General features: G+C 60.4%; 18 protein-coding genes and 1 pseudogene. 10 read left to right on the top strand and 9 right to left on the bottom strand.

The annotated features are described in order from the left end of the window. Positions 1-529: 529 nt before the first annotated feature. From FIU86_RS06595 to thyA, 5 genes and pseudogenes are all read right to left on the bottom strand, one after another. Positions 530-1084: a hypothetical protein gene (locus tag FIU86_RS06595; RefSeq protein WP_152474352.1), complete on the bottom strand. Its 555-nt coding sequence runs from the start codon at positions 1082-1084 to the stop codon at positions 530-532. A 3-nt stretch (positions 1085-1087) separates the two neighbouring features. Continuing rightward, positions 1088-3118 (bottom strand): site-specific integrase, encoded by a 2031-nt coding sequence (locus tag FIU86_RS06590; RefSeq protein WP_172977453.1) that lies wholly within the window; start codon positions 3116-3118, stop codon positions 1088-1090. A 4-nt stretch (positions 3119-3122) separates the two neighbouring features. After that, on the bottom strand, positions 3123-5801 hold the full coding sequence (locus tag FIU86_RS06585; RefSeq protein ID WP_152474350.1) for a hypothetical protein: 2679 nt from the start codon (positions 5799-5801) through the stop codon (positions 3123-3125). A gap of 8 nt (positions 5802-5809) precedes the next feature. Continuing rightward, positions 5810-6706, bottom strand: coding sequence for a thymidylate synthase (locus FIU86_RS06580; RefSeq protein WP_152474349.1), 897 nt, complete (start codon positions 6704-6706; stop codon positions 5810-5812). 197 nt (positions 6707-6903) lie between these two features. Then, a pseudogene (gene thyA / locus FIU86_RS06575) lies at positions 6904-7428 on the bottom strand (thymidylate synthase); the annotation flags it as partial. A gap of 232 nt (positions 7429-7660) precedes the next feature. Here thyA and FIU86_RS06570 point away from each other — a divergent pair. From FIU86_RS06570 to FIU86_RS06545, 6 genes are all read left to right on the top strand, one after another. Next, positions 7661-8629: a thymidylate synthase gene (locus tag FIU86_RS06570; RefSeq protein WP_152474348.1), complete on the top strand. Its 969-nt coding sequence runs from the start codon at positions 7661-7663 to the stop codon at positions 8627-8629. Further along, positions 8610-9995 carry a surface lipoprotein assembly modifier gene (locus FIU86_RS06565; protein WP_152474347.1) on the top strand — a complete coding sequence of 462 codons (1386 nt, stop codon included), beginning with the start codon at positions 8610-8612 and terminating at the stop codon, positions 9993-9995. The genes FIU86_RS06570 and FIU86_RS06565 overlap by 20 nt, the downstream gene beginning before the upstream one ends. Before the next feature lie 80 nt (positions 9996-10075). Further along, on the top strand, positions 10076-10504 hold the full coding sequence (locus FIU86_RS06560; protein WP_152474346.1) for a VOC family protein: 429 nt from the start codon (positions 10076-10078) through the stop codon (positions 10502-10504). After that, the gene (locus FIU86_RS06555) at positions 10471-11112 is read left to right on the top strand and encodes a DUF1287 domain-containing protein (RefSeq protein WP_216647206.1); all 642 of its coding nucleotides are present in this window, start codon (positions 10471-10473) and stop codon (positions 11110-11112) included. Before FIU86_RS06560 ends, FIU86_RS06555 begins: the two co-directional genes overlap by 34 nt. Next, a complete protein-coding gene (locus FIU86_RS06550; protein ID WP_254703960.1) occupies positions 11109-11813 on the top strand; it encodes a DUF1194 domain-containing protein in 705 nt (234 codons plus the stop codon). The genes FIU86_RS06555 and FIU86_RS06550 overlap by 4 nt, the downstream gene beginning before the upstream one ends. Continuing rightward, on the top strand, positions 11810-12556 hold the full coding sequence (locus FIU86_RS06545) for a DUF1194 domain-containing protein (protein ID WP_152474345.1): 747 nt from the start codon (positions 11810-11812) through the stop codon (positions 12554-12556). The genes FIU86_RS06550 and FIU86_RS06545 overlap by 4 nt, the downstream gene beginning before the upstream one ends. Here the strand turns inward: FIU86_RS06545 and FIU86_RS06540 are convergent. The 3 genes from FIU86_RS06540 to FIU86_RS06530 all read right to left on the bottom strand — a co-directional run bounded on the left by FIU86_RS06540 (position 12550) and on the right by FIU86_RS06530 (position 13847). Then, on the bottom strand, positions 12550-13050 hold the full coding sequence (locus tag FIU86_RS06540; protein WP_254703959.1) for a MarR family winged helix-turn-helix transcriptional regulator: 501 nt from the start codon (positions 13048-13050) through the stop codon (positions 12550-12552). The genes FIU86_RS06545 and FIU86_RS06540 overlap by 7 nt on opposite strands. Positions 13051-13158: 108 nt before the next feature. Then, on the bottom strand, positions 13159-13416 hold the full coding sequence (locus FIU86_RS06535) for a succinate dehydrogenase assembly factor 2 (protein WP_152474344.1): 258 nt from the start codon (positions 13414-13416) through the stop codon (positions 13159-13161). Positions 13417-13424: 8 nt separating this feature from the next. Continuing rightward, positions 13425-13847: a helix-turn-helix transcriptional regulator gene (locus tag FIU86_RS06530; RefSeq protein ID WP_254703958.1), complete on the bottom strand. Its 423-nt coding sequence runs from the start codon at positions 13845-13847 to the stop codon at positions 13425-13427. Positions 13848-13919: 72 nt separating this feature from the next. Between FIU86_RS06530 and FIU86_RS06525 the strand changes: the two genes are divergently transcribed. Both FIU86_RS06525 and FIU86_RS06520 read left to right on the top strand, forming a co-directional pair. Then, on the top strand, positions 13920-15122 hold the full coding sequence (locus FIU86_RS06525; RefSeq protein WP_152474342.1) for a pyridoxal phosphate-dependent aminotransferase: 1203 nt from the start codon (positions 13920-13922) through the stop codon (positions 15120-15122). A 49-nt stretch (positions 15123-15171) separates the two neighbouring features. Then, a complete protein-coding gene (locus tag FIU86_RS06520; protein WP_152474341.1) occupies positions 15172-15588 on the top strand; it encodes a hypothetical protein in 417 nt (138 codons plus the stop codon). 126 nt (positions 15589-15714) lie between these two features. Here the strand turns inward: FIU86_RS06520 and FIU86_RS06515 are convergent, their stop codons facing one another. Beyond that, positions 15715-17196, bottom strand: coding sequence for a class I adenylate-forming enzyme family protein (locus FIU86_RS06515; protein ID WP_152474340.1), 1482 nt, complete (start codon positions 17194-17196; stop codon positions 15715-15717). A 281-nt stretch (positions 17197-17477) separates the two neighbouring features. Here FIU86_RS06515 and accB point away from each other — a divergent pair, with 281 nt between their 5' ends. Together accB and accC are read left to right on the top strand one after the other, a co-directional pair. Further along, positions 17478-17993, top strand: a complete 516-nt coding sequence (gene accB / locus FIU86_RS06510) for an acetyl-CoA carboxylase biotin carboxyl carrier protein (RefSeq protein WP_152474339.1) — start codon at positions 17478-17480, stop codon at positions 17991-17993. A 10-nt stretch (positions 17994-18003) separates the two neighbouring features. Beyond that, entirely contained in the window at positions 18004-19356 is a 1353-nt protein-coding gene (gene accC / locus FIU86_RS06505; protein ID WP_152474338.1) for an acetyl-CoA carboxylase biotin carboxylase subunit, read from the top strand. The last annotated feature ends 98 nt before the right edge of the window (positions 19357-19454 follow it).

The raw sequence follows: 19454 nt of genomic DNA, 5'->3' as shown, positions 1-19454 counted from the left end.
TGGTCTCCTCTGCCCACCGGTAGAACGCAAAAACTGTTTTTAGAGATGCGTTGACTCGCTTCGTGGAAGCTTTCCGAGTTCGACGCTGAAACTCGCGCCAGATGATCAGAAACTCATCATCGACGGTCTCCCAATTCCTGCTACGGCTACGGCAAAATCGAAGAAAAGGTCGGAGCACTTTCGCATATTCGAACGCACTGCTAATTGCGACGCCCTGTTCCACAACCAAAGCGCGGAGCCAATCTGAAGCGGCAAGGTCTATGCCATCGGGCCATACGATCGTCGGTATACCTTCCCACGAACGTCCAGCGATGCGACAAGCTGTGCTTGTGCTGACGATCAGGCCACGAGTGGGATCGGTATTAGGCAAACGAACCCACCCCCCAATTGCCCTGCGATACATAGTTCAATGGATGTTTCGGAAGTCCGAAATAATACTTTTCAGCGTTATTGTAGCTAATCTGCGGAAAGCATGGATGACATAAACACTTACCGCAGCGTGCAATCACATCAGTGGTGCATTCAATTTTCATTCCATCACCCGAAACCTTTTTACGGCTGCCAGTTGACGGCGAAGGTCAGCGATGAGTTCATCCTTTTGAGCATTCTCCTCGAGCAAGACCACGCTGCGTGCTTCAGCGCTGTCAGCTCGCTTCGCTTCCCGCAATCGCTGTTCACGCTCTGTGTGCCACTGTGATACAGCGGCTTCGAGCTGCCGATCGAAATCCTTTCTGTCGAACTTACTAACAGGTTTTGGCGCTTGGCCCGTCGTGGTGCACGAAGTGCGGCTCGATTTCTTTCTGATCTCAGTCAGCAAGATCGAAATATCCCGCACCCGAGTGCCGTAGCTTCGGTGAGTAGTTGTGAAGTCGTTGGGCGAGTTTATGGGTTCGATGCCCAGGTCACCATCTGCCCAGAGGCGAGCAGCGCGCAAGCTTTTTGGCACAGCCTTGTCATGGGGCAGACCGTCGCGCGCCCATTCTCGCAAGACATCCAATCTCTTTTCAATGCGCTCTTCGACAGTGCGATGGCTTGTCGCCGTCCTTGACAACATGTCGCTGGCCGGCTGCACATCTTTGTTCATCGTTCATCCTCCCGGCTCCTCATTCGAAGCGGGATCATCCAACGGCATAGCTTGGGGAGTTCGCTTCTCTCTTATAGATAGTAACTCGACTTGCCGAAACTTTTCCAGTTCGCCGAATATGGTTCCTGCACGCGGCATAGATTGTGACACAGCCTCAAGATGCTCGATCTCCAAGTCGAGGGCTTTCTGGCTTCGGCTTTCCCAAAGAGCGTGCGGACACGAGACACAGACGGAAGGCCCAGCCTCAGCGATGTTTGGACCGACTTCGGGCAACTCAGCGGCCAACCCGCGTCGACAGGAGGCCGTCGCGGCCGCGTGAACTGTGTTTGGACAAGAGCAAGTCACCCACGGCTTGGGCCTCAGAACCAAGCCGCGTCTCTGCATGACTGACACGAGTGTTGCCGCGACACGATCCGGGGTCGCGACGTGGAACTTCCGCCTAAAAACATCAGTTAGTCGACGAGCAGTTCGCTTAAGATGAACGCCAGTTGATCCAGAAACCGCACGTTCGCCGGCTACTATTTCACGAGCGACGTGGCTGGTGTATCCCCATTCAACGTCGGTCCAGAGAGCGGCATTCTCCGGATCTTGGACGATGTAGTGCCGTGTCATTTCGAGACTGAAGTGTCGTAAATGGTGTGAAAGTGCCTCTATGTTAGCGCCTTCGTAGCGGAAGAAGTATAAGACTGCAAAGAAGCGGCGAAATTGATGAGGGTGCCAGTGCCAATCGACAGCAGGACTGCCCTGTCGTTCGAGTTTAGGCACTTTTACGGCAGCAGCGAACTTGTCCAGGTGTTGCCCCACATTGACACGCGTTACCTTACCCTTCGGATTTCGCCACTGGAACAAGTGGTCAGACTCACTGTGCTGCCTTGCTGTGCTGCTGATATCTTCAAGTCTCTCGATAGCTCTCGCAACGAGCGACGGCACGGGTATCCATTCCTTACGCTGTAGCGTCTTCTCTATGTATGTATTCAACCACCAGCCGTCGTCGTCGCCGCCGCGAAGACACCCCACCCTCAGATCGTCGATCTCTTCGTCCCGGCGCGCGCTAAATGCAGCTATCAGTATCCAGCATGCAGTCGCATCCAGCAGGATCTCACTCCGCGTGGACGAAGTCCTGGCGCTATTGTCACCGATCCAGCGAGCAGCATGCTCCAGAAGGAACAAAATCAGTTTAGGCGGCGGTGTCGGTGTCCGCGTCGTTCCAACCCCTTTCACAGATGCGACTCGCGCCGCTCCCATTGGGAACGGTCGGAACGTAATCGCCTCTGCCTCTACTCTGCGCCTCATGAGATAAAGCTGTTCGAGTGGGTCCAGCCACCTTTGAATCGATTGGATGGTCACATTGCGCAATGGTGGTGCAGAGCGATCCTGCTTCGAGATGGTGTCGAGTTCATTTTCTTTTGCCGCAACATGGAGAAGAGCCGAAACGCGTGGAGAAAACTTTGCAGTCGACGGCAAATTGCACGCATTCATTACAAGATCGAAGGAAATAAAGTTCGCGCTTTTGCCGGTTTCGGGGTCCTCATAGCGAGGCAGTCCCCCATATGGCTTTGGGTTGGTTTTGTTTCGCTCTGCCAAAACACTCAAGTAATGTTCAACGCGTTCGGGCGCGCGAAGCACAGCGTCAACACCAAACCGAACTTCTTCAGACAACTCCTCTAAATCAAATGGCTGTAGATGGGCAAACGACCAAATATTGCGAATACTTAAAGCATGCGCGAGATGGAGCAGATTTCGCACCATACTTGCATGGGTTCTTGCGTCGTCAATCTTACTGTATTGTGGATTCCGCACCCACCAAGCATACTCCTTGACTGTCGCATACAGCCGAACTGCTTGGGGTAGATCGCGGCCATCGGCAAGACGGTAATTGAAGTCAATCACGCTTGTGTCGCTGACGTCACCTGTGCTGGAGATCGTCCATTGAGTGTCTGAATATGCACTTAGCAGCCAAGAAGCCCGACGCTTCTCATCAAGATCTACGGAGTTGTGCTCAGCAGCAGTCTCTCGGATGGTCGGTTTTGCCATGTTCTCACCAAGGCCGCGGCGGGACATAGCCAGGCTGTGCGGAAATCTCCAAAGCCTTGGCTTGCGCAGTTTTCCAAATTTTGATCATAGGACCTCTTGCCATCTTTTCTTCGACAACGTCGGTCAAACAGAGCCAAGGCAACCAGACCTCGTCCCATCTTTCAGGCCGATCGCGCTCCCAATCCCCCTGCGCGGCCCGTAGCGAGGATTGCCATAGCTGGAGAGCCGCGATCGCCTCCACCTCCGCTACAATTACGAGCTGCGGACAATCATTCCAGCAATCAAGTGTTGTGCAAGTCCCTGATCGATTGCTGGAACGGCCATGCTCATTCTTGCAAAAGGTCCCAAGACCCGTCGGACGCAGTTCCTTAAGGCGATTTTCGAACTCTTCCTCAGATATACCCAGCTTGGACGCCGCATCTTCGACATTCGACAAAACCAATGTCTCAAATGCGGTTTGGAAACGTCTGATATTCTGATCATAAAGGAGCCGAGTTGGCCACTTTTGTTGGTAACCCTGACTGACACTCAAACTATGCTGCCCCTGAGCTAAGCCAACCGTAAGACGTCCGTCATTCGAAAGCGCAGCATGGAGAAGGACACTCGGCCTAATCATGCTGGGCACAAGGTTGAAATCCTCCAAACCTACAATTCCTGAAGCAAACCTTTTGAACCACGCCGTATACCAATGGTCCGCTGCAAGCTGGAACCTTGATCCGAACCAACCGAGAAAGAGCTTTTGAGCATTGCTCCCCGCTTTCTCAGACCATCTTTCGTTAACTTCCGACAACCATCGTATAGCGTTCACGGTGAAAGAGCTCTCGGGCACATCAACAATAATCGGCTTGCCTCGCGCCCTTGACTTGCTACCGTCGATCCGCACATACCCGTCTTGACCACTGGCACTCAGGCAATCGCGTTCTAACGTCCGGCCGACGCTAACATTAGAACCGCTCTCCAATAGATACAGCGTAAGGACCGCAGCTACAGCATCATGAGTTGGACCAGTCAGGGGAGCAATTCGCTGTAATCCACCATACTCAAGCAGCCGTTTTGCAAAGAATGCACCATAGCGGTCCGAGGTCGTCGCCGAAATAGCCGGAAGATGCCCGTCGTAGTTTTCTTCGATCAACTTGAGTAAATTGGCAATTCCTCTTTGGACTTGGCTCTCACTTGCGACTTTGGGATTTGGAATGAACTGGCGAACCAGTTCCGTCCGCTTATAGTTGCTGATCAAAGGGTCAAAATACGCAGTGTCAAATTCCAAGCAGTTCAGGTCTGCCTCTTTGAGGAGACTGCGGCCCTGCTCAAAAGTAGTTATGGCGTCTGATACCAGCGCCTCAGCCGCTGCTCGAAGTGCGTCCAGACGTTTTTCCAGCACTCGGCGAACTGCTTCGGGAAGCGATGCCGGGTGCCCGGAAGTATCCCTGAATTCTGCATCCAAACTCTCAAAGAACGCAGTTGCCTCGATTGTCGCCAAGTCGAGGTCATTTGTAGTCGCTATTTCGCGTAGCCGTTCTTGGGTAAATTCCACGTAATCAGAAGGTGAACGTTTTGTAGAAGACGCATCAGCTTCCGCAACGCTTTTTAGCCGGGCGCTTTTCTGCCTTAAGTGCTTGACGCCAATCAAGATAGGTGTGGCTTCTGGCACAACCCCTCCAGAAGCCAGGCTCGAAAGGACAATTCTTAGCGATTTGAGGTTTGAATCAATGGTTCCTTCAGCCGCAGTTCCCCGAGCAATCTTAGCCAGCAGCTCATCGCGATAGGCCATGAGAGCGTCTTCCCAGTGATCAACCGAATTGATACGTCCATCAGCGTTGGCGTTTTGAACGACCGCCCTGCAAGATGGGTTGGAATTGGCGCCAAGCCAAGCGAGCAGGTTTACCAATTCAAGATATGGCCTCTTCACACTTTGGCGCGAAAGGCTTGGCGCAAATAGCTTAAAGCGACTTCCAACTCGTTTGAGGAACCGTGAGGACCAATAGTTGTCGAGATCACTGAATGGAAAGACCCGGCCATGGACCAATGGATCGATTTGGCTTTCGCTTGCTCTTGCCAATAGGACTGTCTCGTGTTCGAGTATTAGGGTCGCGAACGGCTCGACCTTTAATTTATTCTTGGAGATACCGACCGTTTCAGAGAGCGCTACGCGATTAACAGATAACCTATTCGTGTTGAGCCCGGGTTCCCCTGCCAACGCAGTCTTCAGGCGTTCGAGTTCTTGTTGCACCTGTTTCGGCAAATATCCTTCGGCTTGAACACGAGCATCCCAGGCCTCAAACAGAGTCCGTATTTCTGGGTATTTTGTTATCCAACTGCCGCATTTTAAGCCAAAGTACTCTTGGAAGGCTGAGCGATCTACTTTTCCGCTCCTTGCGCGAAGCCTACCAGCTTGGTATTCTCGTTCGAGCCAATCACGCATTTCATCCACGTGACGCATCGGTCCAGTCTGGATATTTGCCAGTCGCTCATAGTGGGAAAAAAGGTCGTGATATCTCGTAAGTGCAGAATGAGAGCAACCGATTATTTCAGCATAGTGCTTTCGGCTGATTTTGCCGCCTCGAGAGGTTTGAAGTGTGCCGCTCGCGTAGTCCTTAGCGAGCAGGGTTTGTATTCTGGCTTCGACTTGCCCCCTGATTACCCCGCTTGCTGACTGGGTTGTATTTCCTCCCTTGACTGACACGCCGAACCCTACACCGCGACTTCTCCGTGGATAGCGGCATGAGGATCATATCCCACGACCTCAAAATCTTCGATCCGGTAGTCGTCGATGCTGACCGAGTGTCGAAGGATTTTCATCTGCGGAAAGGGCCTTGGCTTACGCAGAAGCTGCAAGCGAGCCTGGTCAATATGGTTAAGATAGAGGTGCACGTCGCCGCCGACCCAAACCAATTCTCCGGGCTTCAATCCAGCTTGCTGCGCCAACATCAATTGCAACGCAGCGGCACCGACATAATTGAAAGCCGCCCCAAGAAACAGATCGACTGACCTCTGAAAGAGAAGGCAATTTAGACGACCATCCGATGTAACGTGGTATTGATATACCATGTGGCAGGGCGGCAATGCCATTTCCTCGAGCTCGGAGACATTCCACCCGTGGAATAGCATTCGGCGGCTCGACGGGTTCTCCCGAAGAGTTCGGATCAGACCGGCAATCTGGTCATGCTCTTTGCCGTCCGCGCCCAGCCAACGCCGCCACTGTTTTCCATAGACGGGCCCGAGTTCCCCCCACCGTGCAGCGAAGGCATCATCCTCGACGACGCGCTGTTCGAAAGCCTTCTGCGTTATCTCGTCCCCGGTCTCCCTACGGTAGGTCGCCAACGGCCAATCCGTCCAGATGCGAACATTCTCGCGCAGGAGTGGCTGGATATTGGTGCCTCCGGTCAAGAACCACAGCATCTCTTTGACGGCTGTCTTCCAGTAGACGCGCTTTGTAGTGAGTATCGGCACTGTGCCACCTGAAAGGTCGAAGCGCACCATGGCTCCGAAGATGGAGCGCGTGCCGACTCCAGTTCGGTCGGTGCGCTCATCGCCGTTTTCAAGAACGTGCGACATCAGATCAAGATATTGATACTCGGGATGGCGCATGTGCGGCCCCCTCTTTGGTGAAAGCAGAAACAGACGTGGCTCAAGGGTATATAATGCTGCGCCGCGCATCCAGTGCAGAGAACTACGGCAATAAAGCTATGCCGCGCTCGCGCACCTCAAATTTTTTTATTTACCCTTAAAAACCAATAATATAGCACAAAAAAACCACACCTCATTCTCTCCGCTACGCCGGAAAAGAACGGCACGCCGAGGAACATGTCGGCGGACCGCTGGTAGAGTTGCAGATGCAGCTTGCCCCCCGCGATGCGCACCTGCCAGAGGGTGTGACAGGGCGGCAGCGCCATGTCGGGCACGTCGCCCGGATTCCACGCCGAGACGATCAGGCGTCGGCTGTCGGGCGTGTCGCGGATCATCTTCATCAGGGTTTCGATCTGGTCGATCTCGCCCACGGGGCCGGGCCAGTGGCGCCACTGATGGCCGTAGACGGGACCCAGGTCGCCGTCCGCGTCCGCCCATTCGTCCCAGATGGAAACGCCGTTTTCCTTGAGATAGGCGATATTGGTCTCGCCCGACAGGAACCACAGCAGTTCGTGGATGATCGACCGCAGGTGCAGTTTCTTGGTGGTCACCAGCGGGAAGCCGTCGGCCATGGCATAGCGCGATTGCAGCCCGAAGGCCGAAATCGTGCCGGTGCCGGTGCGGTCGGTCGAGGGCTGCCCGTGTTCCATCACATGGGCCAATGCGTCGTGATACTGCTTCATCGGGTCTTTCCGCCTTTGGGCATTTTGGGGCGCGGACAACTAGTGCGAGTCGCACCCCACTATATCTTGTGAGGCGGAGCAAACAATCCTCCAGATCGGGTGGCGGTTGCAAGGCCACACCCCCTGAATTTCCGCCTTCAGCCTGCGAGAAAAACTTTGACTTTGCCCGCTAGACCCCTGACTCTTGGACAAAACAAACAAAAACGACCACATATTGAGGGCAGTACTCATCATGAACCGTTTCGTGGCATCACTCGTGCTGCCAGCGTTCCTGCTGGCATGTGGCGGGGGCAGCAACCCGTTCGATCCCGACCCCGCGGCGCCGGATCCGACCCCGCCGGACGAGGACAACCCTGTCACCGACGCGGGCATACCGACCGCGCTGGCTAATGACCTGGCGCGCGTGACCTACGACGCGGCCAACCAGACACTTTCGGTGGAAGGGATCACGCAGGACGGTACTCCGGTGACGATCCCCTATCGCCGCCGTCCGGGGCTGGATCGCAATGGCTACCAGGCCTATACCTATCAGGATGACGGGCTTGACCGGCACGTCACGGCCTATGCGGGCGAAGCCAACAACAATTCGGGCGTGCGCGCCGGGGTGGCCGTCTCGGGCGGCCCTCGGAACCGCTTCTTCGGCGGCGGCTACTACGAGCGCGACGGAGCGTATGCACCGGGGACGGGCCAGGTCAGCTACGCGGGCAACTACGTCGGCGTCACCAATGGCACGGGCAGCGGCGAAGACCTTATCGGCGCCCCTCCTGGCACCGATCCCGATCTGGTTCCCAGCCAAGCGGCAGAGGTCACGGGTCGCGTCTTCATCAATGCCGATTTCGCCGATGGTGCGGTCGAAGGCAACATCACAAATCGTCAGAGGGTCGATGGTGGCATCGCGCTTCCGTCGGTCGTGCTGATCAACACGCCGATCGACTCCGATGGCACGTTTCTCGGGCAGGTTGAATACGAACAGGCTGATTTCCCCGGCGAAAACGTGACCGGACAGAGCATCGGCAGTTATGGCGGGATCTTCGGTGGTGCAAATGCATCAGGCGTCGCGGGCGTGGTTCGGCTTGGAGAGTTCGACGGGCCGAATGATCCGTTGGGCTTTGAGAACGAAGAGGAATACGGCGCGTTCGTGCTCGACCAATGCGGCCAACCTGTCGAAGACACCGTGGGCTGTGCCGGCACGAACCCGTAACGCACGCGGAGTTGCCGCACTGGCGCTGATTGCCGCGCTTTCGGCCTGGGGTCTTTCGGCCCCGGCCGAAGACGGGGTCGAGATGTCGCTGCCACAGGCGCAGGCGCTGGCCGTTCAGGCGCTCAAGCAGAACCGCCCCAAACTGGCTTACCGGCTGAGCGAAGGCCTGCTGCAGGCCAACCCGCGCGATGGGCAGGCGCATTACACCCAGGCGCTGGCCTTCGCGCAGGTGAAGGCCTACGGCTTTGGCCGCAAATCCGCGCGCAAGGCGTTCAATACCGCCCAGACACAGGTGCAGAAATACGAGGCGGCGCACCTGGCCTCGCAGATGGCCTATGCCGACGACCGGCTGACCCTGTCGCAGTTCTGGCTGCGCCGCGCGGTGCAACACGCCCCGACCGAGGAGGTGCGGAAGGATTCGATCAAGGCGTTCCGAACGGTGCGCGCCAACAATCCGCTGAACTTCAATCTGAAATTCTCGGTCTCGCCGTCGGACAACGTCAACAACGGCTCCAACAGCCCCTACAACATCATCGACGGTGTGCCGGTGGTGGGCGTGCTGTCGCCCAGCGCGCAGGCCATCGACGGGATCATTGCCACGACCGATCTGCAGGGCAGCTATCGCATCGCGTATGGCGAGCGGTTCATGACACGGCTGACCGGGCGCGCTTATACACGGCAGGTCAGGTTCAACAATGCTGTGCCGGGCCTGAGCGGGTCGGACATTTCGTCCACGCGGTTGCAGGTCGGGGTGAACCACATTCTGGTCGATCCATCCAAGCGCGGACAGTGGGAATTCGACGTCACCGGCGGGCGCATCTGGTACGGCGACAGCCCGCTCTACGATTTCGCGCGGCTCGGGGTGGAACGGCACAATCGCCTTGGCGAGAACACCCGCCTCAGCTTCGGCAGCGCGGTGGAATTCCAGGAAGACGAAACCTGGCCCTATAACGACGCCACGCAATACGAGGGCTTTGCGCAATTGAGTTACAAGCTGGCGAATGGCGCGCGCATCGGCGGGTATCTCAATTATCGCACCACCGACACAGACGGCGTGAACCAGGCGCGCGCCCAGTGGACCGGGATCGTCAGCTATACAATGGGGCGCGAGATCGGGCCTGCCAAGCTGAGCTTTCAACTGGGGCATAGCATCGTCGATTATGACACGTACCGGATCGTCGGCCCCGTCCCCGGCGGCCGCAGCGACAACAGCACCTTCGGCGGGGTCACGGCCAGCTTTCAAGACTGGAGCTACATGGGGTTCGTGCCCACGGTCTCGGTCAATGCCGAGCAGACGCGGTCGAACATCAGCCGCTTCGACGTGGACGAGACCTCGGTCAGTTTCGGCATCCGCTCGGAATTCTGAGGCCCCTGCCCCGCTCTGGACAGTGGGGCGCTTTCGGCTAACTGTGTTGGGGAATCCAAAATCAAAGGAGCCGTACGCCTATGGCGCTGAAATACCTGCACACGATGGTCCGGGTGAAGGACCTCGAGAAATCCATGGCCTTCTATGAACTTCTGGGCCTGAAGGAGACCCGGCGGATGGACAGCGAGGAGGGCCGCTTTTCGCTGATTTTCATGGCGCCTCCGGGACAGGAGGAATGCCCGATCGAACTGACTTACAACTGGGACGGCGATGACGAATTGCCGGACGACAGCCGGCATTTCGGGCACCTGGCCTACCGCGTCGATAATATCTACGAGATGTGCAAGCATCTGCAAGACAACGGCGTGACGATCAACCGCCCGCCGCGCGACGGGCGCATGGCCTTCGTGCGCAGTCCCGACAATATCTCGGTGGAATTGCTGCAGGAGGGTGACGCGCTGGAGCCCGCCGAGCCGTGGGCCAGCATGGAAAGCACCGGACACTGGTGATGGGTCTGCGCCGCCTTGCATTCGTCCTGGCGGCGCTGGCCGCCCCCCCTGCCCTCGCAGACCCGCTGGCCGAGGCGGCGGCGGATCAGGTGGGCGTGACGGTGATCTATGACCCGTCCTATGTGGGGCTTGAATTTCCCGGCGGGGACGTGCCGCCCGACCGCGGTGTGTGCACCGACGTGGTGATCCGGGCCTTGCGCGATGCGCATGGGATCGACCTGCAACTGGCGGTGAACCGCGACATGAAGGCGGATTTTGCCGCCTACCCCGCCATCTGGGGGCTTACGACGACCGATCGCAATATCGACCACCGGCGGGTGCCGAACCTGGAAACCCTGCTGCACCGGATCGGCGCGGCCGAGGGTCCGAGCGATGACCCGGACGATTTCGCGCCGGGCGATATCGTCAGCTGGCGGCTGGCGGGGTCGGGCGTGCCGCATATCGGGATCGTGGCCGAGGGGCGCAGCGCCGATGGCGCGCGGCCGCTGGTGACGCATAACATCGGTTGGGGAACGCGGACCGAGGATATCCTGTTTGCGCATGACATGGTGCTGCGCGCGCGGCTGGACGCGGCCGCGCGGCTGCGTCTGCGGGCGCTGACGCAGTGAGGGCGTGGCGCGCCCTGGCCTTGGTGCTGCTGGCGCTGATGCCGCTGCGGGCGGTGGCCGAGGGGTGCCGGCTGGCGCTGGTGCTGGCGGTGGACGTGTCGTCGTCGGTGGACGCCGCCGAATACGATCTGCAACGGGTGGGGCTGGCCGCCGCGCTTGATGCCGAAGAGGTGCGTCACGCGATCCTGCGGGGCGCGCCGGGGCACGTGGCGCTCGCCGTCTACGAGTGGTCGGGCTTTTACCAGCACAAGCTGCAACTGGACTGGACGGTGCTGGACAGCCCCGCCGCGATCGACGCGTCCGTCGAGACCTTGCTGAAGATGCGCCGCAGCCATGACGAGTTTCCCACCTCGATGGGGCCGGCGCTGGGGTATGGGGCGCAGCTGTTGCAGAACGGGCCGGCTTGCGAGCGGCGCGTGATCGATGTGTCGGGCGACGGGGTGAACAACTATCGTTATGGCCCGCGCGAAGCCTACCGGCATTTCCCGATGCAGGACGTCACGGTGAACGGGCTGGTGGTGCTCGGCGAGGACCCCAGCGTGCTGACATGGTACGGGGCCGAGGTGCTGCACGGGCCGGGGGCGTTTTTGGTGGTGGCCAACGGGTTCGACGAGTTCACCGAGGCGATGACCCGCAAACTTTACCGTGAAATCAACGATGTCATCCTGGGCAGCGTGACGCGGCCCGGACCGCGCGGATGAACTTTCGGGCGCTGGTGCTGACCTTTGCCGCGCTATGGCCGGGGCTGGGCCAGGCCGAGTGCCGGCAGGCGCTGGCGCTGGGGATGGACGTGTCGGGATCGGTCGATGCGGGGGAATACCGGCTTCAGACCGACGGGCTGGCTGCGGCGCTCCTAGCACCGGAGGTGCAGGCGGCGTTCATGGCCGTCCCCGAGGCACCGGTGCGCCTCATGATCTATGAATGGAGCGGGGTGCAGGACCAGCGCGTGCTGCTGGACTGGACCGAGATCGACAGCGTGGCGCGTCTGGCCGAGGCGGCTTCCCGCCTGCGGGCGACACGCAAGGCCAATGGCGACGATCCCACGACGGCGATCAGTGCGGCGATCCTTTTCGGCGTGGCGGCCCTGAACCGTCAGGATCCTTGCCTGCGCCGGACGCTGGATATCTCGGGCGACGGGCCGTCCAATATAGGGCTGCATCCGCGCGACCTTGACGACGCGGTGCTGGGCGATATCACGGTCAACGGTCTGGTCATCGGGCCGCAATCACGCTCGAACACCTCGAAGAACCTGCATAACGTCAAATCGCTGGAAGGCTATTACCGGGCCTTCATCCTGCACGGTCCCGGCGCCTTTGCCGAAGTGGCGCAGGACCATGCCGATTTCGCCGCCGCCATGCGCCGCAAGCTGATCCGCGAGCTGCAACTGCCGAACCTGTCCCGGCTCGTGCCGCCGCAGCCCGCGGGCCTGCGCCTGCCTCAATAGATATAGCGGATCTGGTCGGTCCAGTAGCGTTCGACCCGGCGCAGCGCGCCGGTGATCTGGTCGATTCCGTCATGGCTGATGACACCGCGCGATTGCAGCCCTTCGGCGTGACGCTCGAAGAGTCCCGCCACCACGTCCCGGATGCCCCGACCCTTCTGCGTCAGCCGGACACGCACCGAGCGGCGGTCGATCTCGCACCGCTGGTGGTGCATATAGCCCATCTCGACCAGTTTCTTGAGATTGTAGCTGACATTGCTGCCCTGGTAGTAACCGCGGGTTTTCAGTTCTCCCGCCGTCACCTCGTTGTCGCCGACGTTGAAGAGCAGCAGCGCCTGAACCGCGTTGATCTCCAACACGCCGATCCGCTCGAACTCGTCCTTGATGACATCCAGAAGCAGCCGGTGCAGCCGCTCCACCAAAGACAGCGCATCGAGATACCCCGTCATGAATCCGTCCGACTGCACGGCGGCCGGCATCTGTTGTTGAAAACTCATCCTCGTCTCCATGCGATACTGCTCGGAGACTGATGTGACAAAGAAAGCCGAATATTCGGTTAAATGCCGCCAATACAAAGTAAAATGCGAAGTATTTCGCGGTTTGCGCTAACCGGTGGAGACGGCGCGGACCTGCGCGATCAGCGGGGCTAGGTGTTCGGGCGGATCGGTCTGGCCCGTGACCCACTGGTAAAGATCCTGGTCGTTCTCCTCCAGCAGCACCTCGTAGAGGTCCAATTCGGCGGGCGTCAGGGTGGCGAGACGCGCCTCGGAGAAGCGCATCAGAAGGATGTCCATCTCCTTGATGCCGCGCCGCATCGACCGCATGCGCAGCCGCTTGAGCCGTGTTTCCGCAGGTTCGGTCAAGGCGCGGATCAGGTCCGGTCCTGCAGCACCTTGCGCAGGGTCTTTTCCAGCCTGCCAAGGCGTTCGGCGCTGCCGACGATCTGTGTGCGCAGGGCGCGGATCTCGGTCATCATGGCGGTCACGTCTGCGTTGTCCTCGGCGTCGGCGGGGGCCTCGGGGCCGTCGCCTTCGGCCATCAGCAGCCAGCGCAGGCTTACGTTCAGCAGGCCCGACACGGTGCTGAGCTTGTTCGCCCGCGGCTCGGTCACGTCGTCTTCCCAGCCCTGGAGGGTCTTGAGCTTGACGCCCAGCCGCTGCGCCATTTCCTTTTGCGTCATGCCCGCCGCCTCGCGTGCCCCGGCCAGCCGGTCACCAAAGGTGGTGGCATCGGGATCGAACCAGTCGTTTTGCGTCTCGGCGGTCATGGTCTTCCTTTCCGGGGTTTGGCTCATCGAAAGCGTCTTGCCTAATATATGGGCCTTGACCTACGAAGACCACAGCCGAAAAACCACCCGAGGTGCGACATGTCTCCGCTATCAGCGACACTTTCCCGCGTGAAACCTTCCCCGACCATGGCAATTTCCGCCAAGGCGCTGGAAATGAAGGCCGCGGGCGAGGATGTGATCGGGCTGAGCGCGGGGGAGCCGGATTTCGAAACGCCGGAAAACATCCGCGCCGCGGGCATCCGCGCCATCGAGGAGGGCAAGACGCGCTATACCGCGCCCGACGGAATCCCCGAGCTGAAAGACGCGGTCTGCGCCAAGTTCAAACGGGACAACGGGCTGGAATACACGCGCTCTCAGGTCAGCATCGCCTCCGGCGGCAAGCAGATCCTTTACAACGCGTTGATGGCCACGCTGAACCCCGGCGACGAGGTGGTGATCCCGGCGCCCTTCTGGGTCAGCTACCCCGACATGGTGACGCTGGCCGGCGGCACGCCTGTGATCGTCGAGGCAGGAATCGAGACCGGGTTCAAGCTGACAGCGCAGGCGCTGGAGGCGGCGATCACCCCCAAGACCCGCTGGTTCATCTTCAACTCGCCGTCGAATCCGACCGGCGCAGGGTATTCGCGCGACGACCTGAAGGCGCTGACGGACGTGCTGATGCGGCATCCGCATGTGTGGGTGATGACGGATGATATGTATGAGCATCTGGCCTACGGCGATTTCCGCTTCTGTACGCCGGCAGAGGTCGAGCCGGGGCTTTACGACCGCACGCTGACCTGCAACGGGGTGTCCAAGGCCTATGCGATGACCGGCTGGCGGATCGGCTATGCTGCGGGACCGGAGGTGCTGATCGGCGGGATGCGCAAGATCCAGTCGCAGTCCACCTCGAACCCCTGTTCAATCAGCCAGTGGGCGGCGGTCGAGGCCTTGAACGGCACGCAGGATTTCCTAGCACCGCATAACGAGATGTTCGTCCGCCGGCGCGACCTGGTGGTCGACGCCCTGAACGCCATTCCGGGCCTCACCTGCCCGCGGCCCGAGGGGGCGTTTTACGTCTATCCGTCCATTCAAGGCCTGATCGGCAAGACAAGCGCGAATGGTACGGTGATCGACAGTGACGAGGCGTTCGTGACCGCGTTGCTGGAGGAGACGGGCGTCGCTGTGGTGCATGGCGCGGCGTTCGGCCTGTCGCCCTATTTCCGTGTCAGCTATGCCACATCCGATGCCGCCCTGAAGGAGGCCTGCGCCCGGATAGAGGACTTTTGCGGGAAATTGTCGTAATGAGTCAGGCGATTAACCGAAACCATCGCGAGACGCATGGGAGACCCGCTTGAGCGGCGAGTTGCCAGACTATTATTTTCGCGTCCGTGAGAACGGGGCCTTCGTGTTTCGCGTGGACACCGAGAACCGCCAGCGGCGGATCGAGATGGACCAGATCGCGGTCATCAACATCAAGAACGGCCAGGTCAAACCCCACGGCGACAGAGAGCTTTCGGACGAGGACGCTCGGGTCATCAAGCAGTGGATGGACGAGCGTACCGCGCTGCTGGCACAGCGGGACATCGACGATATTCACCGTGCTGTGGATTACCTGAACCTGACGACTCACTGGGCACAGTCGCGGGCCACGGACGACCAGCTGGAGGACGTGACCGACGCCCTGCTGCTGGCGATGCACGACTTGCGGACGGTGCTGGTGCGCAAGAAGGCGGACCGGATGCTGGCCGGGGATAAGGACGACGGCTGAGCCGCCGATTTCTGCGCAGAAATCGGGCCGGAAAATACGCATTTTCCGGAACAGGATTTACGCAAATCCTGGTCCATTTTCTTGCAAGAAAATGCCGCGGAAATTTGCAAATTTCCGCCCGCGCCATCAGTCCTGCGCCAGACGCTCTCGCAGCGCGGTCTTGACCACCTTGCCGTAGTTGTTCTTGGGCAGCTCATTCACCGCGACATAGGCCTTGGGGCGTTTGAACCGGGCGATCCGGTTCAGGCAATGGGCGTCGAGCGCGGGCTCATCCAGTGCGCCGTCCTTTAAGACCACGAAGGCCACCACCTCCTCGCCCCATGCCGCGCTTTTGCGCCCCACCACGGCCACCTCGGACACGGACCCGTGGCTCAGCAGCGCTTCCTCGACCTCGCGGGGATAAACGTTCTGCCCGCCGGAGATGATCACATCCTTAGAACGGTCCTGAAGGGTGAGATATCCCGCCTTATCGAGACATCCCGTGTCGCCGGTCAGAAGCCAGCCATCGCGGAGGGTCTCTGCCGTGGCGGCTGCGTTACGCCAGTAGCCGGGCATCACCAGGTCGCCGCGGACCATGATCTCGCCGACCTCGCCAAGCGGAAGGGGATGACCCGCGGCGTCGCCAACGCGCAGTTCGACCCCGGCCTGAGCGCGGCCGACAGTGGCAAGGGCGCGCCGGGCCGAGACGTCCTCTCGGCTCAGCGACGTGATCGCCATCGGCGCCTCGCCCTGACCGTAGATCTGGATGAAGACGGGGCCGAACACATCCAGAGCCGCCTCGATATCGGAGACGTACATTGGCCCGCCGCCATAGACGACACTGCGCAGGCCGGTCCCGTCGCGGTCGTGATCCCTTGCGTAATCCGTCAGCCGGCGCACCATCGTGGGCGCAGCGAACATGTGCATCCGCCCGTAATGCGACGCGAGGTCGAGGATTTCGCCCGGGTCGACGCCGCCGCTTTCGGGCACCACGTGGCGTGCGCCCATCAGGACGTGCACGAAGCTGTAAAGCCCGGCGCCATGGCTCATCGGTGCGGCGTAAAGCGTGACATCCTCGGCGCTGACCGCGTCGACCGAGGCGAGGTAGCCAAGGCTCATCGTCTGAAGCATCCGGTGGGTGATCTGCACACCCTTGGGCCGCCCCGTGGTGCCGGAGGTGTAGAAGAGCCATGCAAGGTCCGACGGCGCGCGTGGCACGAGGGGCAGCGCGTCCCCCGTGATCTCGTCCGGGGAGGCGACCGGACAGGCGGCCGTCGCCAGCGCTCCGGCCAGCGCCTCGGCCTGCGCGCCTGTCGCGATGCAGAGCGACGCCTCGGCATTGTCGAGGATCCAGGCCGCCTCCTGCCCGTGCAAGCGGGCATTGACCGGCACGGCGACGGCCCCGGCGATCCAGATGCCGAACAGCGCGACCAGGTAATCGGGGTGGTTCGCCATGAAAAGCGCCACGCGGTCGCCGGGGCGGATGCCGCGCGATGCCAGCCCGCCAGCGAAGGCGGCCGCGCGGGCGTGAAATCCGGCGTAATCGGCGATGCTTCGCGTGCCGTGAAACAGCGCCGGCTTGGTCCCGCCTGCCTGTGCTTGACTCTGGAGCCAATGGGCAATGTTCATGCGCATCCTCGCGGTCTACGTGTTGCGGTCAGTGTTTCGCCGACCGCCGGCCAGTTCAATCGGAAACTCTGTCGCCGCGCGGCGGCGCAGACTTTCGAAGGCAAAAAGCCACCCGCTTGGGACGCGTTTGATTTTCCGCTCGCAATCCTGCGCCGGATGCCCCAGATTTCCTTGCAAATAGGCGCTTTCAAGTAGGCCCGTCCTGGCCTATAAGCGCGCAAAACAAGACAGGCGTGGCCGGACGGGACAGCGGGCCGCGACCCAAGCTTCGAGGATACGGGATGCCGGACAAGACTTCCAAGACGAACCACGACGCGGATGTGGCGTTTATCAAGGCGCTTGCCGAAGTGCTGAACGCGAATGACCTGACCGAGTTGGAGGTCAAGCGCGAATACGGCGACGACGATACGCTCAATGTCCGGGTCAGCCGCAAGCAGAAGGTCGTGCAGCAGATGTCGGCCCCCGCCCCGGCGCCGGCCCCGGCGCCCTCTGCCGCGCCGTCCGCACCGGCGACCGCAGCGGCCCCTGAGCCTGCCGCACAGACCGAGGACCCGGCCAGCCATCCCGGCGCGGTCACCTCGCCCATGGTCGGCACAATCTACATGCAGGCCGAACCCGGCGCGCCCGCCTTCGTGGCGACCGGCCAGCAGGTGGCGGAGGGTGACACGCTGCTGATCGTCGAGGCGATGAAGACCATGAACCACATCCCCGCCCCCCGTGCCGGAACCGTGAAGCGCATCCTGGTCGAGGACGGCGCCGCGGTGGAATACGGCGCGCCGCTGATGATCATCGAATAAGGGCACCGCGATGTTCGACAAGATCCTTGTGGCCAACCGGGGCGAGATCGCCCTGAGGGTGATCCGCGCGGCCCGCGAGATGGGCATCCGCACTGTCGCGGTGCATTCCACCGCCGATGCCGACGCGATGCATGTGCGCATGGCCGACGAATCCGTCTGCATCGGGCCGCCGCCCGGGTCCGAGAGCTATCTGTCGATCCCGTCGATCATCGCCGCCTGCGAGGTGACAGGCGCGCAGGCTATTCACCCCGGCTATGGCTTTCTGTCGGAGAACGCCAATTTCGTGCAGATCGTCGAGGATCACGACCTGACCTTTATCGGTCCCACCGCCGAGCATATCCGGGTGATGGGCGACAAGATTACCGCCAAGGACACCATGAAGGCGTTGGGCGTGCCCTGCGTGCCGGGCTCGGAGGGCGGTGTGGCCGACCTTACCGAAGCCAAGGCGCTTGGGGACGAGATGGGTTATCCGGTGATCGTCAAGGCCACCGCGGGCGGTGGCGGGCGCGGCATGAAGGTGGCGCAGACCGCCGCCGAGATGGAAAACGCCTTCATGACCGCGCGTTCCGAGGCCAAGGCGGCCTTTGGCAATGACGAGGTCTATATCGAGAAATACCTGACCACGCCGCGCCATATCGAGATCCAGGTCTTTGGCGACGGTAAGGGACGTGCGGTGCACCTCGGCGAGCGCGACTGTTCGCTGCAACGGCGGCATCAGAAGGTGTTCGAGGAGGCCCCCGGTCCCTGCATCACCGAGGAAGAGCGCGCCCGGATCGGCAAGATCTGCGCCGATGCGGTGGCCAAGATCGACTATGCCGGCGCGGGAACGATCGAGTTTCTTTACGAAAAGGGCGAGTTCTATTTCATCGAGATGAACACACGCCTTCAGGTCGAACACCCTGTGACCGAGGCGATCTTCGGCGTCGACCTGGTGCAAGAGCAGATCCGCGTGGCCGAAGGGCTGCCGATGTCCTTCACCCAGGAAGATCTGAAGATCAACGGCCATGCCATCGAGGTGCGCATCAACGCCGAGAAACTGCCGACCTTCTCGCCCCGGCCGGGCAAGATCACGCAGTTTCACGCGCCGGGCGGGCTGGGCGTGCGGATGGATTCGGCGCTTTATGACGGCTATTCGATCCCGCCCTACTACGACTCCCTGATCGGCAAGCTGATCGTCCACGGCCAGGACCGCGCCACGGCGCTGGCGCGGCTGAACCGCGCCCTGGGCGAGTTGATCGTGGACGGCGTCGACACCACGGTGCCGCTCTTTCACGCGCTTTTGCAGGAGCCGGACATACACTCGGGCGACTACAACATCCACTGGCTGGAACACTGGCTGGAAACCAACCTGCAAGACGGCTAAGCCCGGCTCCACGCGTCGCCGGTCGCGCCTCTACATCGTGCGATGTCGATCAAACAGCAGGCTTTCCAACGCTCTTCGTTGCGTCAGCATAGCCTTGT

The organism is Roseovarius sp. THAF9, assembly GCF_009363715.1.
Taxonomy (GTDB): Bacteria; Pseudomonadota; Alphaproteobacteria; order Rhodobacterales; family Rhodobacteraceae; genus Roseovarius.
This window is presented reverse-complemented; position numbering and strand designations above follow the sequence as displayed.

Coding starts and splice junctions, on each gene's coding strand:
- FIU86_RS06595 (WP_152474352.1), bottom strand. CDS start 1,084: ATGAACAAAGATGTGCAGCCGGCCAGCGACATGTTGTCAAGGACGGCG.
- FIU86_RS06590 (WP_172977453.1), bottom strand. CDS start 3,118: ATGGCAAAACCGACCATCCGAGAGACTGCTGCTGAGCACAACTCCGTA.
- FIU86_RS06580 (WP_152474349.1), bottom strand. CDS start 6,706: ATGCGCCATCCCGAGTATCAATATCTTGATCTGATGTCGCACGTTCTT.
- FIU86_RS06570 (WP_152474348.1), top strand. CDS start 7,661: ATGAACCGTTTCGTGGCATCACTCGTGCTGCCAGCGTTCCTGCTGGCA.
- FIU86_RS06560 (WP_152474346.1), top strand. CDS start 10,076: ATGGCGCTGAAATACCTGCACACGATGGTCCGGGTGAAGGACCTCGAG.
- FIU86_RS06545 (WP_152474345.1), top strand. CDS start 11,810: ATGAACTTTCGGGCGCTGGTGCTGACCTTTGCCGCGCTATGGCCGGGG.
- FIU86_RS06540 (WP_254703959.1), bottom strand. CDS start 13,050: ATGAGTTTTCAACAACAGATGCCGGCCGCCGTGCAGTCGGACGGATTC.
- FIU86_RS06530 (WP_254703958.1), bottom strand. CDS start 13,847: ATGAGCCAAACCCCGGAAAGGAAGACCATGACCGCCGAGACGCAAAAC.
- FIU86_RS06525 (WP_152474342.1), top strand. CDS start 13,920: ATGTCTCCGCTATCAGCGACACTTTCCCGCGTGAAACCTTCCCCGACC.
- FIU86_RS06515 (WP_152474340.1), bottom strand. CDS start 17,196: ATGAACATTGCCCATTGGCTCCAGAGTCAAGCACAGGCAGGCGGGACC.
- accB (WP_152474339.1), top strand. CDS start 17,478: ATGCCGGACAAGACTTCCAAGACGAACCACGACGCGGATGTGGCGTTT.
- accC (WP_152474338.1), top strand. CDS start 18,004: ATGTTCGACAAGATCCTTGTGGCCAACCGGGGCGAGATCGCCCTGAGG.